This is a genomic window from Pseudomonas donghuensis, from assembly GCF_000259195.1.
Lineage (GTDB): Bacteria > Pseudomonadota > Gammaproteobacteria > Pseudomonadales > Pseudomonadaceae > Aquipseudomonas > Aquipseudomonas donghuensis.
On the sequence record NZ_AJJP01000170.1, the window covers coordinates 12,858 to 28,324 of the forward strand.

Below are 15,467 nucleotides of genomic sequence, written 5' to 3' on the forward strand. Positions count from 1 at the left end.
TCTGATTGCGCTCATCGGTAAAGGTTCCGTCACACCCCGGCGCTGATCGGCCGCCCTTGCTGCAAGTGGCGCTGGGCCGCTATCACGCAGGGCTGCAAACGCCCCTCGACGATGAGCAAGTCGCGCTGCAAACCATCGACCAGGTCGACCAGCAGGCGCTGGTCCTGCAACTGGCTGGGTTTTACCGTACGCTGCAGCACGGTGCGGTTCGCTTCATCGCTCAGGCACAGGTCAAAATCACAACCGGTGCTCAGGCGCACCAACCTGACCCGGTAAGGTGCCAATGCTTCGCCGAGCAACAATCTGATACATTCCATCTCATTCATTGTTCACCTACCTGTCGAGAAGGGGTCTTTCACTGACCCTGCGGCAGCCGGAAAAGTTCTCACTGTGCGATTTCCTCGACCCAGCATGCCCGGCAAAAATGACAGATTGAAATCCAGCCGATTGATCGGAGCCTGCCTGTGACGGATCCTGCCTCTGGCGAACTGCGCATCATCCTTGCCGATGACCACCCGATCTTTCGCATTGGCCTGCGCGCCGTGCTCGAACAGATTCCATCGGTACGCGTGGTCGCAGAGGCCGGTAGCCCGCTGGAGCTGATGCAGCTGGTGCAGTCGCAGGATTGCGATGTGCTGGTGACCGATTTCATGATGCCCGTCGAGCAGCAGAACGATGGTCTGAAACTGCTCGAGCAGCTACGGCGGCACTCTGCGCAGTTACCCATCCTGGTGGTCACGATGCTCAACAACGCCGGCTTGTTCCGGGCAATGCTGGCCCAGGGCGTCAATGGCCTGCTGAGCAAAGCCAGCCTGGCTGACGAGTTGCCCCAGGCCATCGCACGCTTGCAACGCGGCAAGATCTACCTGGCCGACTCGGTGCAGCAGTTACTGCTGCAGGAGGGCGCGGTGCGCGAAGACCTGGCCCGTGCCCAGACGGCCTTGTCGCCGCGGGAACTGGAAGTTTCCCGCCTGCTTGCCGCCGGCCACACGGTCGGCCAGATCGCCGCCCTGCTCAACCGCAGCAAGCAGACGGTGAGCAGCCAGAAGGTCAGTGCCATGCGCAAGCTGGGCCTGGCCAATGACGCTGCGCTGTACCTCTATATGCAGGAACATGGCCTGGGCTGAAAGTGGCTCACGCCCTGCGCCGCTGCTTGGCTTCGCCCGGCTCACGCTCCAGCATCCATTGGCAGAGTTCTACCCCTGCCATCGGCCGGGCAATGAAGTAACCCTGCATGACTGGGCTGCCCAGGGCCTTGATCGCCATCAGGTCGTCAACCGTCTCGACCCCTTCGACCACCACCTTGAGGTCCATGCGCCGGGCCATGATCAGGGCACCAGCGACCACCGCCGCCTTGCGACCATCGTCGGCCATGCCACGGACGAACTCGCTGGGCAGCTTCAGTTCGCTGAACGGCAGTTCGAGCAGGCGCTGGAGGTTGGATACGCCCATGCCGAAGTCATCGATCGACAGTTGGCAGCCCTGAATGCGCAGGTGCAGCAAGCCTTCGAGCTGGTTGCTGTCGAGCTGGCAGCCATGGGTTTCAATGACCTCCAGGGTCAGGGCGCTGGCCGGCACGTCATGACGTTTGAGGGCAGCGACGACCCGCTCGGCAAAATCGTCGTGAACCAGCATCTGCGGGGCAATGTTGACCGCCACCGGCAGTGGCTGGCCACTGTGCAGCCTGACCTTGGCGCTGAAAGCCAAGGCCTGGTCGAGCACATGCCAGCTCAGCGTCTCCAGCAAACCGGCGCCCTCGACCAGCGGGAAGAACTGCCCCGGGCCGAGCAAGCCAAGGCTCGGATGCTGCCAGCGCACCAACGCCTCGACCCCGGCCAGGGTGCCGTCGAAAGCGACCTTGGGCTGGTAATGGACCACCCATTGCGCTTTGCTCTGCGCCACTTCGGCCGGCGACATGGCCAACAGTTCGGCATGGGCCGGTGCGGCGACCGCCTGGGGGGGAGCACCAGGCTCATCCAGGTAGCGGCGCAGCAACTTGTGCAGAGAAACGCTGCAGGCTGGTTTCTGCAAGCTGCCGAGAACCCGCAAGCCCAGTTGCCGAGCCAGGTCGGCAACACTATCGAGCACCCCGCGTTCGGCACTGCTGAGGATAATCAGCGCTGCAGCAAGCCCGCTGTCGGCCAGGTGGCGGATCAGCTCCAGGCCGTCCTGACCGTCCATGTGCAGGTCGCAGATGGCGATGTCGACACGTCCGCGTCGCGACAAGGTCTGCCGGGCACCCTCGACCGACTCCGCCGTCAGCACATCGAAGACGCCATTGGCGTTGAGCATCTGATGCAAGGCCATCAGTTGAAAAGGATGATCCTCAAGGATCAGAACCTTAAGTGAGCGCATGAAAATTTCCCCGCAGTAGCCGATCTGAACGACAGCACTGTGCAACTCTAGGAAAATCGACCTGAAACGCCCATAGGACATGTCCTAAAGTTCAGGCAACAATTTCCACAGCTCCTGTTCAATATCCTGACTCAACTGGCCGATCACCACCTGCAACGCTGACCACGCCGAGTGCGCCGCCTGCGTAGAACAAGCCTGGCTGGCGCTTTCAAGTTGCCGACAGGCCTGTGCCAGGGGCAGCGCATCGATCAGGCAGGCCACGCCCTTGAGACGGTGCAATGACACCCCGATTCGCTCCCAGCCCTGCGCCTCAACGGCCGCTGCCAGCAGGATCGATTCTTCGGCCAGATTTTTCCGTAATTCTTCCAGCATGCGTTGCAGCACTGCAGGTTTGGCCTGGGTCATCTTCTGCAGGGTCTGCATCTTGAAGCTGTGGCGGGGAGCCAGCTTCTCGATAACAGCCACCAGCTGGGCAAGCGCAACCGGCTTGACCAGGCATTCGTCCATACCGGCCTCAAGGCAGCGAGCACGTTCTTCCTTCATGGCGTTAGCGGTGCAGCCGACGATGGCGATGGCTGGCCGCTGGCTGCTGCGCTCCAACCGGCGAATGCCACGGGCCAGTGCATAGCCGTTCATCACCGGCATGTTGCAGTCGCTGAGCACCAGGTCGAACGCCCCGTTCTGCCAGGCCTGCAGCGCGCTCTGGCCGTTCTCCACGGCCAGCACTTCATGGCCGAGAAACTCAAGTTGCTGGCTGAGTACCAAGCGACTGGCAGACAGGTCGTCGACCACCAGGATCCGCCGCGCTGGCCCACCGGACAGGCCGGCGGCATCCTCCGTCGGCGCAGGCTCGGCGGCCAGGGCTTCCAGGGTCAGCTCGACACAGACCTCGGTGCCCTTGCCCAGCACACTGTGCAAGGTAATGCTGCCGCCCATCAACTCGACCAGTTGCCGGCAAATACTCAAGCCCAGGCCCGAGCCGCCATAGTCGGCGCCAGCATCGGCCTGTGAGAACGGCTGGAACAGTTCGCTCTGCTGTTGCGCACTGATGCCGATGCCGGTATCGCACACACACAGCCTGAGGCCAACGCCGTGCAAACTGTCGTGCCCGCTGCGGCCGACCTGCAACTCCACCAGCCCCAGGTGGGTGAACTTCAGGGCGTTACCCAGCAAGTTGGTCAATACCTGGCGCAAGCGTAGCGGGTCGAACCAGTACACCCCATCCACATCGCTTGCCAGTTGCAGGCGCAAATCCAGGCCCTGGCCCTGGGCCTGGGCGTGAAACTGCTCAACGATTGCGCTGAGAAACGGCTTGAGCGCCCGTGCCTGGGGCTCCAGTTGCAGGCTACCGGCCTCGATGCGAGCGAGATCCAGGCTGTCGCCGATCAGGGCAATCAGCTCACGGGCCGACTGATGGGCCGTTTCCAATCCTTGGGAAGGTTGCGCGCCGCGGGCAAGGGTGGTTTCCCGTTCAAGTTCGAGCAAGCCGATGATGACCGCCATGGGGGTGCGAATTTCGTGACTCATGGTGGCCAGAAACGCACTTTTGGCCTGGTTGGCCTGTTCGGCCTGCTGCCGGGCATGCACCAACGCTTCTTCCAGTTGCTTGCGCTCAGTGATGTCGATCCAGCCACCGAGCAAGCCCTGCAGCTGTCCATCGGCACGGTAGAACGGCACGGTCCACTGGTAGGCATCGGTACGCTGGCCCTGGAACTCAATATGCCGATCGACGAATACCGGCTTGGGATCCTTGAGTAGCTCCAGGTAATCGCCATGCAGCTGCTCGGCCAGTTCGACGGGAATGACCTCGATATCGGTCAGACGCTGGCCCTTGACGTCTTCCAGGCGCAACGAGAACGCCTGTTCATAGCTCTTGTTGCAGGTGATCAGCCGCCCTTCCAGGTCGCGTACATAGATGGGGTTGGGGATGCCGTCGAGCAATGCGCGCTTGAAGGCCAATTGGTCGTTGAGGGCTTCTTCAGCCTTTTGCCGCTGGCTGATCTGCGCACGCAGGCGGCTGCTCCAGACCAGCGACACCAACCCGAACAACACAGCAGCAGCCACGGTCCAGTAGATCCATGGCGCAATCCGCTGCCAGGCGGGTGCGGGCGGTGCCAGCGCACCCAGCCACTTCATGCGCACGGCGCGCAACTCGGCGACCGGGAACGCTTCCAACGCCTTGTTCAGGATGCTCTCCAGCTCCGGCGCAGTGCGCCGAACCGAGAAGCGGTCCGGCGCCCACTTGCCCTCCACCCCCCGCCCGACCTTGAGCACCGGGTCATTGCCGACCACGCTGTAGGCACCGATTTCACTATCGATGGTCGCCAACGCTTCGCCGCTGCGCACCTTTTCCCGAGCTTGCTCCAGTGAGTCCACCAACATCAGGCGAATACCGGGGTGATCCTGGCGAATGGTGTTTTCCAGCGCGTGCTGCGCTGGCAGTGCCAGGGTCTGCCCGGCCAGTTCATCCAGCGACGCCAGGCCCAGTTGCGGCTTGCGCACGATGAACACCCAGCTCTGGCCACCAATGGAATGGGTGAAGTCGAGAAACTCGCGACGTTCCGGGGTCTCGCTCAGGGTCGTGCTCATGTCAGCCTGCCCGCTCTTGAGCAGTTCCAGGCTCTGGGCAATCGACGAGGATGGCGCGTAGACAAACCGCAGCCCGGTCATCTGCGCGATGGTCGCCAGCACATCACTGTTAAGGCCAACCCAGGCCCCTTGGCGCGTGCGGAACAGGTAAGGCGGGTACTGGCTGCCGACTACGCTCACGCTCGGGTGGTTGGCGATCCATTGGCGCTCGGCCACGCTCAGTTCAACCCGGTTATGTGCCACGTCCGAGCCTAGCCCGGAGGTCCAGCGGCCGAGAATTTCGCGGCGCACCGACTCATCAATGCTGGCCAGCGCGTCGTTGAACATTGCCTGCAGCAGCCGGTCCTCGTTGCGCACGGCAAAGGCAAAGCCGATCGGCGGCAAGGCACTGGGGCCGACCACCTGCAACCCCAGGTACGGGCGCAGGGCATTGAAAGCGCGGATGATGATTTCGTTGCCGATAAACGCATCCACTTCGCCCTGATTGAGCGCTTCCAGTGCGCTACTCAGGTTGGGCGCCAGCAGCACCTGACTACCGGGATAAACCCGGTGCATAACCTGGGTGTCGGCGTAACCGTCGAGCAGGACCACCTTCATGCCCGCCAGTGAGGCCGGCGGAATCGGCGCACCGCCGCGCACCACGACCATGGAGCGGTCCGGAATGTAATCGTCGGAGAACGCCAGGCCCGGCACGCTACGCTCGAAGCCATTGGCGCTGGTCAGTACATCGATATCGCCCTGGCGCAGGGCCTCGATGGCCTGCTCGCGCTTGGCAAAGGCCAGCACCTGGGTTTTCACCCCGAGGCGTTCAGCGACCAGGCTCAGGTAGTCGGCGCTGATACCCTGGTAGCGATTGCGGTCGATGGTGATATCCACCGGCTCGTAATCGGCAAACGAGATGCCCACCCGCAACACCCGTGCCGGGCCCAGCCACTGTTGTTGGGCGGAGGTCAGCGGCATTGGACCAAGCTCGGTAAACGGCGGCACCAGGGTAAAGGGCAGGCTCTGGGCGGCCTGGGCCCATTGTCCGGTACATAGCCCCAGCAGGCAAACCCATAGCAGCCCTGCTGCGCGACGACGTCCTGTGCTCATTGATACCCCTGATCCGTTGCTGCAAACCAATGCCAGTGTAGAAACAAAAAAGCCCGTCAGAGACGGGCTTTCATGTGCCGATCAGTCGATCAGAGCGGCTTTCCGCGATTACCGTGCTGGCTGACGAAGGCCTGAACGGCTTTCAGGTCGTTGGCCAGGACCGTGCACTTCTCGTCACGGGCAAACAGGTCGCTCAGGTGTGCAGGCAATTCCAGGGCCTTGCCGACACCGGCCTTCTCCACCGCTTCCGGGAACTTGACCGGGTGCGCGGTACCCAGCACCACCATCGGCGTGTCCAGGCTGCGACGGCATTCGCGGGCGGCCTTGACGCCGATTGCGGTGTGCGGGTCGAGCACCTCGCCCGTCTGGGCGAAGACTTCGGCGATGGTTTCGCAGGTTTGCGCATCATCGACCGCCAGCGAATCGAACAGCTTGCGTGCTTCGGTCCAGCGGTCCTGTTCGACGCTGAAACCGCCGCCCTGCTTGAAGTTGTCCATCAGGCCGGCGATGGCCGCGCCGTTGCGACCGTGCAGGTCGAACAGCAGGCGCTCGAAGTTCGACGAGACCATGATGTCCATCGACGGCGACAGGGTCGCGTGCAGGGTTTCCTTGACGTACTGGTTGCCGCTCATGAAGCGGTGCAGGATGTCGTTGCGGTTGGTGGCGACGATCAGTTGGCTGATCGGCAGGCCCATGTTGCGCGCCAGGTAGCCGGCAAAGATGTCGCCGAAGTTGCCGGTCGGTACCGAGAACGCCACCGAACGAGCCGGGCCGCCCAGCTGCAGGGCTGCGTGGAAGTAGTAGACGATCTGGGCCATGATCCGCGCCCAGTTGATCGAGTTCACCGCGACCAGGCGGGTGCCCTTGAGGAAGCCCTGGTCAGCGAAGCTGGCCTTGACCATTTCCTGGCAGTCGTCGAAGTTGCCTTCGATGGCGATGTTGTGGATGTTCTCACCGAAGAGGGTGGTCATCTGCCGGCGCTGAACTTCCGACACGCGCTGGTGCGGATGGAGGATGAAAATGTCGACGTTGTCGCAACGGCGGCAGCCTTCGATAGCGGCAGAGCCGGTGTCGCCACTGGTGGCGCCGATGATCACCACGCGCTCGCCACGCTTGGCCAGCACGTGGTCGAGCAGGCGGCCGAGCAGTTGCAGGGCGAAGTCCTTGAACGCCAGGGTCGGGCCGTGGAACAGCTCCAGTACCCATTCGTTGCTGTTCAGCTGACGCAGCGGCGCGACCGCGGCGTGAGCGAACTCGCCGTAGGTTTCTTCGAGAATCTTCTTGAAATCGGCATCGGCGATGCTACCGGTGACGAACGGGCGCATCACCCGGAAAGCCAGCTCGTGGTACGGCAAGCCGGCCCAGGAAGCGATTTCTTCCTGGGTGAAGCGTGGCAGGTTTTCCGGCACGTACAGGCCGCCGTCGCTGGCGAGACCTGCCAGCAGCACGTCTTCAAAATTCAGGGCCGGTGCCTGGCCGCGAGTACTGATGTAGCGCATTTTTGCAAACCTTCGGTTTGAGCTTCAAGCTTCAAGCTTCAAGCTGCAAGTCACCGCAGTCCCGCTGTGATCTTGCAGCTTGTAGCTTGCCGCTTGCCGCTGTTGTCAATTGAGTTGTTCGACGCGGATACGCACGACGTTGCCGACCACATCCTGCAAGGCTTCCAGGGCGGTGATGGCATCGTTCATGCGCTGCTCGATCACTCGATGAGTGAGCAGGATCATGGGCACCAGGCCGTCCTGTTCCTCGGCTTCCTTCTGCATGATCGATTCGATGTTGATGCCGCGCTCGGAGAGAATGCTCGCCACCTGGGCCAGCACGCCCGGGTGATCCTTGGCCTGGATGCGCAGGTAGTAGGCGCTTTCGCAGGCTTCGATCGGCAGGATCGGGTGGGCCGACAGCGAGTCCGGCTGGAAGGCCAGGTGCGGTACGCGGTTCTCCGGGTCGGACGTCATGGCGCGAACCACATCGACCAGGTCAGCCACCACCGACGAAGCGGTAGGCTCCATGCCGGCGCCGGCACCATAGAACAGGGTGGAGCCGGCAGCGTCGCCGTTGACCATCACCGCGTTCATCACGCCATTGACGTTGGCGATCAGGCGGTCGGCCGGGATCAGCGTCGGGTGCACACGCAGTTCAATGCCGTTGGCCGTGCTGCGGGCCACGCCCAGGTGCTTGATGCGGTAGCCCAGTGCTTCGGCGTAATTCACGTCAGCGGTGGTCAGCTGGGTGATGCCTTCGGTGTAGGCCTTGTCGAACTGCAGCGGGATACCGAAGGCGATGGACGCCAGGATGGTCAGCTTGTGCGCGGCATCGATGCCTTCGACGTCGAAAGTCGGGTCGGCTTCGGCGTAACCCAGGGCCTGGGCTTCGGCCAGCACATCGGGGAACGCACGACCTTTCTCACGCATTTCAGTGAGGATGAAGTTGCCGGTGCCGTTGATGATCCCGGCCACCCAGTTGATGCGGTTGGCCGACAGACCCTCGCGGATCGCCTTGATCACCGGGATGCCGCCGGCCACGGCCGCTTCGAACGCGACGATGACGCCCTTCTCGCGTGCCTTGGCGAAGATCTCGTTGCCATGCACGGCAATCAGCGCCTTGTTGGCGGTGACCACGTGCTTGCCGTGGTCGATGGCCTTGAGCACCAGTTCGCGGGCGATGGTGTAGCCGCCGATCAGCTCGATGACAATGTCGATTTCCGGGTTCGTGGCAACCTCGAACACATCAGCGGTAATGGGGGTACCGGTAATCTGGCAATTCGGGTTTGGCGAACGCATGGCAATCTGTGCCACTTCAATACCACGCCCGGCACGGCGGGCGATCTCCTCGGCGTTACGCTGAAGTACATTGAAGGTACCGCCACCGACGGTCCCCAACCCACAGATGCCTACTTTGACCGGTTTCACTGTGAACTCCCCATGAAACGACCGGCTGGCAGCCGATCGTGAAACTGCCGCCACCCCAAGGTGACGGCTTCAGATTGAATTACTTGGCCAGGGCCAGCTTGGCCACTTGCGGTGCCGGCTGGTAGCCCGGAATCACCTGGCCGTTTTCCAGGACGATGGCCGGCGTACCGTTGACGCCGATCGACTGGCCCAGGGCGAACTGCTTGCCGACCGGGTTGGCGCACTTGGCGGCCTTGATTTCCTTGCCGTCGATCATCTTGTCCAGCGCCGCCTTGCGGTCGCTCGAGCACCAGACCGCCTGCAACTGCTCGTCACCCGGCGAACCCAGGCCCTGACGCGGGAAGGCGACGTAGCGCACTTCGATACCGCGACGGTTGAGCTCAGGCACTTCGGCGTGCAGCTTGTGGCAGTACGGGCAGGTGGTGTCGGTAAACACCGTGATGTGCGACTTGGTTTCGCCCTTGGCAGGATAAACCACCATCTCGGCCGCTGGAATGGCATTGATGGTCTTGGCGATGGCCTGTCGTTCGGTCTTCTCGGTCAGGTTGACCGGCTTGCCGTCCTGGATCTGGAACAGGTAGCCCTGCATGACGAACTGGCCGTCGCCGCTGGCGTACAGCACGCGGCCGCCTTGGAGCTTGACTTCATACAGGCCGTTCAGCGGGCTGCTGGCAACGCTGTCGACCGGCACGCCCAGTTCCAGGGACTGCAGGGTCTTGCGGATCGCCTGCTCGGCGTTGTCGGCGGCAGCGGCAAAGGTACTGACCAGCGCCAGGGCGGCGGCGGCGAAAATCTGGGTCACGCGCATGGGAACTCCTGAAGGCGGACAGGGGGCCGGAGGCAGCACGCCCGTCCTGAAAAACGGGGTGTCATTGCGGCCCTCGGTGCAAACCGCCCAAGCCTACCACAGAAGCGGCGGCGGTCGGAGGCGTGCTCGATCGGGAGCGCAAGGCAGATAGCGCCAGGTGTCGGTGATCGACATTTACCGACGAATCTTGTCCAAATGGCCCAAGGCACAGCTGCACGTACCTTGGGCGCCGGGTTGTATGTTCTGTAAGTGGATGAAGAATTTGCGCGCGTGCTCGCTCATGACCCTGACAAATTCATCTTTATCGGCGGCGACAGACACCTCGCCGTGGCAATTGACGCTCACCTGCAGACGACCATTGGCAGGGGTCAGTTTGACTTCGATTGGCTGGTCCGGAAAAAAGCAGCTGAACGATTGACCCTCACTGACCTTCAGCAGTCCTTCTGACAAATAGCTCCACAGGTCGTCGACGTAATCAAACATGCTTTGATCAATAAGACGTTTACCACTGATAGATAGAACCAAAGCCCCTTCAATTTGATCCAGGTGGCGTACCTCGCCTTGAAACTCAAAAAAGTCAACGAAACCGTCGGCGATTTTAATGTAGGTTTCAACGATGATTCTATTTTTCATGTTCACCCTTGAATGTAATCACCGACTGCAAGCATCTAGAGCGGATATTCACCAGCCGTTACAGATGAAACAGCTAAACCACCTCAACCACTGCAACGTACCGCCTGCCTTCATACACGTTTAAAGAATACCCTTTTCTTAGTAAAGAGGATGGCGCGCTCTCCACCAGAAAATAGGCTTTACCAAGGCCGGTTCTGCACTCAGGCAGGTCTGGTTTATGCAGCAGGTCCTCAAGGCAACCCAGCAGATAACCTTCGAAGTAGATCAAATCCTCCAGAGAGCCCAGCGGCTGAGAACTGAACCAGAATCGAGCATACCCCATCAGTTCGACACTATCGGTCAGGACATATTCGATGGCGATTGATGTTTTGTTGCCGATGACGTTCATCAGAGTGCGCAGCCTTTGAGGTTTCTGGCAAATTTCGGAACACCTCACCTATCTACGGCACCCTATCAATCACCGTCTGCCAGCAAAACCTCATCTGCCTCACTGGCAGTTTTCAAAAATTCAATAAAAAGAAGCACACTGCCATCTGCATCCTTCGACAGGAGCGTGACGAGTATTTTTTGATGTTCAGGATAAATTCTTGTTCGACCATAAGGATCAATATAAATACCCGTCTTTTCGCGCAACCCAGCAAAGGCATCATGGACGCGTGCGACGTCAGCATCACTTAGCTGAAGAAAAGGCTTATCGCCTCGTTTGTCTGACAAATAAGAGAAGTCCAACATCAAAAACACCTTAAAAGTGAGAGGGGTAAGAGGTTACTACTTTATCCTTCACTGGGTCATAGATTGTGACATGACCTTTCTCACCCCGTGTACCGATCACCCTACCATAATCACGCTCATAACGAATTCGCCCATCATTCTGACGAACAACTCGGGTGGGGTGGTTCATGGTTTTGTCCTCTAGCTTCTTGTATTGGCTCGGCTTTCTGTACTTGCTTTTTGCTTGTAGCTTTCTATGTTCCGCAGGCGTGAATTTACTTTTGCCTACATCATTGTGCCGCCTGACATGCCGATTCGGAACGTGCCGGGTCCTTCTAGGTCCACAGGAGAGTCCCAGTGGATCGATCCACTCAATCGGGTTCGCACTGTACTGATAGAGGTTTATACCACCGGCCAGACTGATCGGGTCCGTCTGGATAAAGCGACCGATATCCGGATCATAGAACCGAAACGTGTTGTAGTGCAGACCCGTCTCACGGTCCAGGTACTGGCCCTGGAACCTGAGGTTCTGCTCTTCGATGAAATGCGCCTCACGCACTTCCTGCAGGGTATTGCCCCAGACCTGATAACGCGCCAGCCAGACCGCTTCGCCACTGTCATCCGTCAGTTGTTCGGGTAGGCCGTTGAGGTCATTGTGGTAGTAGCGCACCTGCTGGTGCAGCCCCGTACCATCAACCCGAGCCAAGGGTTCGTGGCTGTCTTCGACATACAGGTACAGGCTGGTCTGGCTGTATCGATGCTCCTTCAGCAAGCGCAGGCCATCCCAGGCAAAGCGGGTCTGGTCGAGCAGATTGCCCTGATCGTCGTGCTCGCTCTTTTCGATACGCCGCCCCAGCGGGTCGTAGCGCATGTTCAGTACCCGTTCGCGCCCACCGTGCTGGCTGCGCACCTGGATCAGGCGGTGCTCGGCGTCGTAGCTGAAGTGCTGGATGCCACGCCGGCTGCTGCGTTTCTCGATCAGGCGGCCGAAGCCGTCGTAGCGATAGCGTTTGTCCTGGTAGGTGAGCACGCGGTTATGGCGCACCAGGCCGATGCCGGCTTGCGGCCCATCGAGCAGGTTGGCGGCGGCGTCGTAGGCGAAGGCTTCACTTTGGCCCTGGCCGGCGTCCTGGCTGGCCATGATCCGCCCGCTGGCATCGTAATGCAGCAGTTGCTGGTGCTGGCTGCCGGGCTGCTGGTTGAAACGGCTGATTAGGTTGTCAGCCGGATCGAAGTCGAAGCGTTGCTGCACGGTGGCCGGCAGTTGCGGCGGCTGGAGGTTGGGGCGGCGCAGCCGTGAACGCAAACGACCGCTGCGGTCGTACTCGCTGCGGGTGCTGATACGGCCCTGGCTGCGCAGCACTTCGCGGTGCAGGCGGTCGCGCTCGAAGTCGCTGATCACCTTGCCGTCGAGGTTGAGCTGGTGCAGATGACCGCTGCCGTAGTACAGGCGGTTGAGCCAGCGACCATCGGGCAGCTGGGTCTGGATCAGGTTGCCGAGTTCGTCGTAGTGATGCTGCAGCACTCCGCTGGCGCTGTGTTCCTCCAGCAGTTGGCCAAGGGCGTCGTAAGCGAACGCCAGCTGTTCGGTGTTGCCCGCATTGTCGGTGAAGCTGATGGCCGTCAGTTGATCGAGAGGATCGTAGCTGTACAGGGTTTCGCCATCGTCGGTGTGCTTTTTGATCAAGCGCCCGACGGCGTCCCGGTGCAATTGATGGATGATCGCTTCAGCACCGCCTCGCGGGGTGGGGAGGAACTCAACGCAACTGAGGTTATCCAGCCGGTCGTAGTGATAGCGGCTTGCGCTACCGTCCAGGTCCTGCTGTTCAGCCAGGCGATCAGCCAGGTCCCAGCTGAACCTGTAGCTCTCGCCATTTTCGTTGCTTAGCGCCTGTAGGCGGCCGTAGGCGTCATAACTGAACTGCACCCGCCGACCATGCGGGTCGATGCGCTGATGCACCTGACCACGCCGGTTATAGCGGTACTGGGTAGTGTGCCCGGCGGGGTCGGTATAGCTGCTGAGCTGGCCGTTGCGATCATGCTGATAGTGCTGGTTGCGCCCGTCCGGCAGTTGCGAACCGAGCAGGCGGCCCTTCGAGTCGTGTTGATACTCGGTGCGTTCGCCGAGGGCATCGGTGACAGCCTGCAGATGCCCGCGCCGGTCATAGCTGAAGCGGGTCGGATACCCTGAGCAATCGACCTGCTCAATCAGCAGGCCCAATTCGTTCCAGCGCAGGTGCTTGTGCTTGCCCGCCGCATCGATGATCTCCACCACCTGGCCGCGTTCGTCATGGCGGTAGCGAGTGGTGTGGCCCAGCGGGTCGGTTTCGCTGCTGCAGTTGCCGCGCTGGTCGTAACGGTAGCTCCAGCGCTTGCCGGCCTTGTCGGTCTGTACCCGGGGCAGCGACCAGTGTTCCAGCCATTGGGTCGCCTCGCTGCGACCCAGTGGGTCGATGCTTTCGCAGAGGTTGCCGGATTCATCGTACAGATACTGCCATTGCCCGCCCTGCGGGTCGGTAGCGGCCAGCAGCTGGCGTTCGTCGTTCCACTCGAAATGCCAGGTGTGGCCGAGGGCGTCGGTGTACTGGGTGATCTGGTACTGCGGGTTCCAGTGGCGGCTGCTGACCCGCTGCAGGCCGTCGGTGACCCGGGTGATGCCGGCTTCAAGGTCGTAGTCGAAGCGGTATTCGTCGCCGTCGTCGGTCCAGTGCCGGGCCACGCGCCAGTCGTCTGCAGCACGAGTCCATTCGTAGAAGAAGCGCAGGCAGGTGGGCAACTGGTGCTCGACCATGCGCCGGCCCTGGTCGTAGGCGAAGCGCCGTTGCAGCTGGCCGCTGGCGTCGCGCACTTCCGCCAGGTCGCCGTTGCTGTCATAGGCATAGCTAACCAGCAGCTCGTTCGACTCGTCGCTGTACCATCGCTCGATATGGCTGACCCGGGCTGGCCATTGGCTGCTGTAAACCAACTGCACCTGGACCACATCGAAGGTATCGCGCAGCCTGAGCAAGCGGCCGTTGGTGTCGTAGTCCAGGTAGATGCGGTTGTCGTTGCGGTCGCCCAGTTGCGCCAGGCGCAGGCGCTGCGGGTCGCCCGGGGTTGGCTGGAACAGGCGATAGAGGCCGTCGACGCTTTCGATCAGCAACTCGCCATTGTGCGCGCGCCGCACGCTCAGGCCTTCGCCGGCACTGAATACCGCATCACCCCGGGGAATGTTGCCCATGTCGACGACCCGCGCCTGTTCGTCGGTGAACAGCAGGCGCTCGCCGCCTTCAGGATGCGCTTCGATGGCGACGAAGACTTCGTAATCGACGCTCCAGCCAGCACCGAACAGGCCGTCGCGGCGCTCATCCCGGTTGTTGTAGTAGCGTTGCCAGTCCAACGGGATCAGCCCCGGCAGGCTGAAATCGAGTTCTTCCTCGCCGCTGAGAATCTTCGCCCCGGTGGGTACATGCACCGGGTTGGGTGAGCCGGCAATAGCGCTGGTGATCGCGCCGGTCACCTGGCTGGTGACGGCGCTGGCAATGCCGCCAATCGCCATGCAGCCGAACTTGCTGTAGAACTTGCCGCCACGCCCGCGCAGCAGCATCAAGGCGGTAATCGCCAGGCCGATGCCCGGGGTCTTGCCGCTGCGAATCTCGCGGACCACGATCGAGCCGCCGCCGATGCGCACGTTGTCGGAGATCAGCCCGGCATCGACGATCACCGCCTCGCAGGTGCTGCGATCGCCGCTGCGGCAGGCCGGATGGCCGTTGATGGTGACCTTGCTCGAACCTTCGGCCAGGTACTGCGGCGGCATCGGCGGGTGCTTGCTACAGAGGATCTTGTCGTCGTCGGCAGGCTCGGTGTTCGGCGCCGGGCTGGCGACGGTGGGCCGCCACATCTGCGAGAAAAAACCCTTGGCCATGTCGAGGAAGCTTTCTTCCTCCTCCGCGGCCGGCGGCTGAGCGGCATCACTGCCGGCGGGCGCCGCGGCGGCAACGATGACACCGGCGGCGCGGGCGGCCGGCTTGCCATTGGTGTGGGTGTTCTTCGAGCCGGTGAGGATGTTGGCCTGCACCGAGGGCGGGAACAAAAAGTTGCCGATGCCCTCGCATAAACTGCTCAAGCCTTTGTCGGCGCCGGTCTTGCTCATGGCCACGCCGACCACGATGCCCACCACTGCACCGAGCACGAAGCAACCCAAGCCACCGGTGGCCACGGTCAGGCCCAGTGCCGCGGTCACCGCGGCGGTGGCCAGGACGCCGATGGCGACGTTGGCGGCCACCTCCAGCACGCCGCTGACGATGTCGGCCATCATCGAGGTGTGCATCAGGGCGTCGCCCTGGCGGGCGGCCCACAAGGCGTCAGACATTACTGACCTGCAACGGCAC

Annotated in this window: 11 protein-coding genes; 1 reads left to right on the forward strand and 10 read right to left on the reverse strand. The window is 61.7% G+C overall.

Going from position 1 to position 15,467, the window contains the following annotated elements; all coding sequences use genetic code 11:
- Positions 1-29: 29 nt before the first annotated feature.
- Entirely contained in the window at positions 30-326 is a 297-nt protein-coding gene (locus tag UW3_RS0100745; protein ID WP_010220226.1) for a DUF3509 domain-containing protein, read from the reverse strand.
- A 138-nt stretch (positions 327-464) separates the two neighbouring features.
- Between UW3_RS0100745 and UW3_RS0100750 the strand changes: the two genes are divergently transcribed.
- Positions 465-1,127 (forward strand): response regulator, encoded by a 663-nt coding sequence (locus UW3_RS0100750; RefSeq protein WP_010220228.1) that lies wholly within the window; start codon positions 465-467, stop codon positions 1,125-1,127.
- A 7-nt stretch (positions 1,128-1,134) separates the two neighbouring features.
- Here the strand turns inward: UW3_RS0100750 and UW3_RS0100755 are convergent, their stop codons facing one another.
- The 9 genes from UW3_RS0100755 to UW3_RS0100795 form a co-directional block, all read right to left on the reverse strand.
- Complete coding sequence (locus tag UW3_RS0100755) at positions 1,135-2,355, reverse strand: EAL domain-containing response regulator (RefSeq protein ID WP_026001138.1); 1,221 nt, start codon at positions 2,353-2,355, stop codon at positions 1,135-1,137.
- 84 nt (positions 2,356-2,439) lie between these two features.
- A complete protein-coding gene (locus UW3_RS0100760; protein ID WP_148276781.1) occupies positions 2,440-6,036 on the reverse strand; it encodes a transporter substrate-binding domain-containing protein in 3,597 nt (1,198 codons plus the stop codon).
- An 89-nt stretch (positions 6,037-6,125) separates the two neighbouring features.
- Positions 6,126-7,535, reverse strand: a complete 1,410-nt coding sequence (gene thrC / locus UW3_RS0100765; protein WP_010220231.1) for a threonine synthase — start codon at positions 7,533-7,535, stop codon at positions 6,126-6,128.
- Between the two features lie 105 nt (positions 7,536-7,640).
- A complete protein-coding gene (locus UW3_RS0100770) occupies positions 7,641-8,945 on the reverse strand; it encodes a homoserine dehydrogenase (protein ID WP_010220232.1) in 1,305 nt (434 codons plus the stop codon).
- Between the two features lie 79 nt (positions 8,946-9,024).
- Positions 9,025-9,753, reverse strand: coding sequence for a bifunctional protein-disulfide isomerase/oxidoreductase DsbC (gene dsbC, locus UW3_RS0100775; RefSeq protein ID WP_010220233.1), 729 nt, complete (start codon positions 9,751-9,753; stop codon positions 9,025-9,027).
- A 174-nt stretch (positions 9,754-9,927) separates the two neighbouring features.
- Positions 9,928-10,386 (reverse strand): hypothetical protein, encoded by a 459-nt coding sequence (locus UW3_RS0100780; protein WP_010220234.1) that lies wholly within the window; start codon positions 10,384-10,386, stop codon positions 9,928-9,930.
- Between the two features lie 73 nt (positions 10,387-10,459).
- Complete coding sequence (locus tag UW3_RS27815; RefSeq protein ID WP_010220235.1) at positions 10,460-10,774, reverse strand: hypothetical protein; 315 nt, start codon at positions 10,772-10,774, stop codon at positions 10,460-10,462.
- Positions 10,775-10,839: 65 nt separating this feature from the next.
- The gene (locus tag UW3_RS0100790; RefSeq protein ID WP_010220237.1) at positions 10,840-11,118 is read right to left on the reverse strand and encodes a hypothetical protein; all 279 of its coding nucleotides are present in this window, start codon (positions 11,116-11,118) and stop codon (positions 10,840-10,842) included.
- 10 nt (positions 11,119-11,128) lie between these two features.
- Complete coding sequence (locus UW3_RS0100795) at positions 11,129-15,448, reverse strand: RHS repeat-associated core domain-containing protein (RefSeq protein WP_010220238.1); 4,320 nt, start codon at positions 15,446-15,448, stop codon at positions 11,129-11,131.
- Between the last annotated feature and the right edge of the window lie 19 nt (positions 15,449-15,467).

Coding starts and splice junctions, on each gene's coding strand:
- UW3_RS0100745 (WP_010220226.1), bottom strand. CDS start 326: ATGAATGAGATGGAATGTATCAGATTGTTGCTCGGCGAAGCATTGGCA.
- UW3_RS0100755 (WP_026001138.1), bottom strand. CDS start 2,355: ATGCGCTCACTTAAGGTTCTGATCCTTGAGGATCATCCTTTTCAACTG.
- UW3_RS0100760 (WP_148276781.1), bottom strand. CDS start 6,036: ATGAGCACAGGACGTCGTCGCGCAGCAGGGCTGCTATGGGTTTGCCTG.
- thrC (WP_010220231.1), bottom strand. CDS start 7,535: ATGCGCTACATCAGTACTCGCGGCCAGGCACCGGCCCTGAATTTTGAA.
- dsbC (WP_010220233.1), bottom strand. CDS start 9,753: ATGCGCGTGACCCAGATTTTCGCCGCCGCCGCCCTGGCGCTGGTCAGT.
- UW3_RS0100780 (WP_010220234.1), bottom strand. CDS start 10,386: ATGAAAAATAGAATCATCGTTGAAACCTACATTAAAATCGCCGACGGT.
- UW3_RS27815 (WP_010220235.1), bottom strand. CDS start 10,774: ATGAACGTCATCGGCAACAAAACATCAATCGCCATCGAATATGTCCTG.
- UW3_RS0100790 (WP_010220237.1), bottom strand. CDS start 11,118: ATGTTGGACTTCTCTTATTTGTCAGACAAACGAGGCGATAAGCCTTTT.
- UW3_RS0100795 (WP_010220238.1), bottom strand. CDS start 15,448: ATGTCTGACGCCTTGTGGGCCGCCCGCCAGGGCGACGCCCTGATGCAC.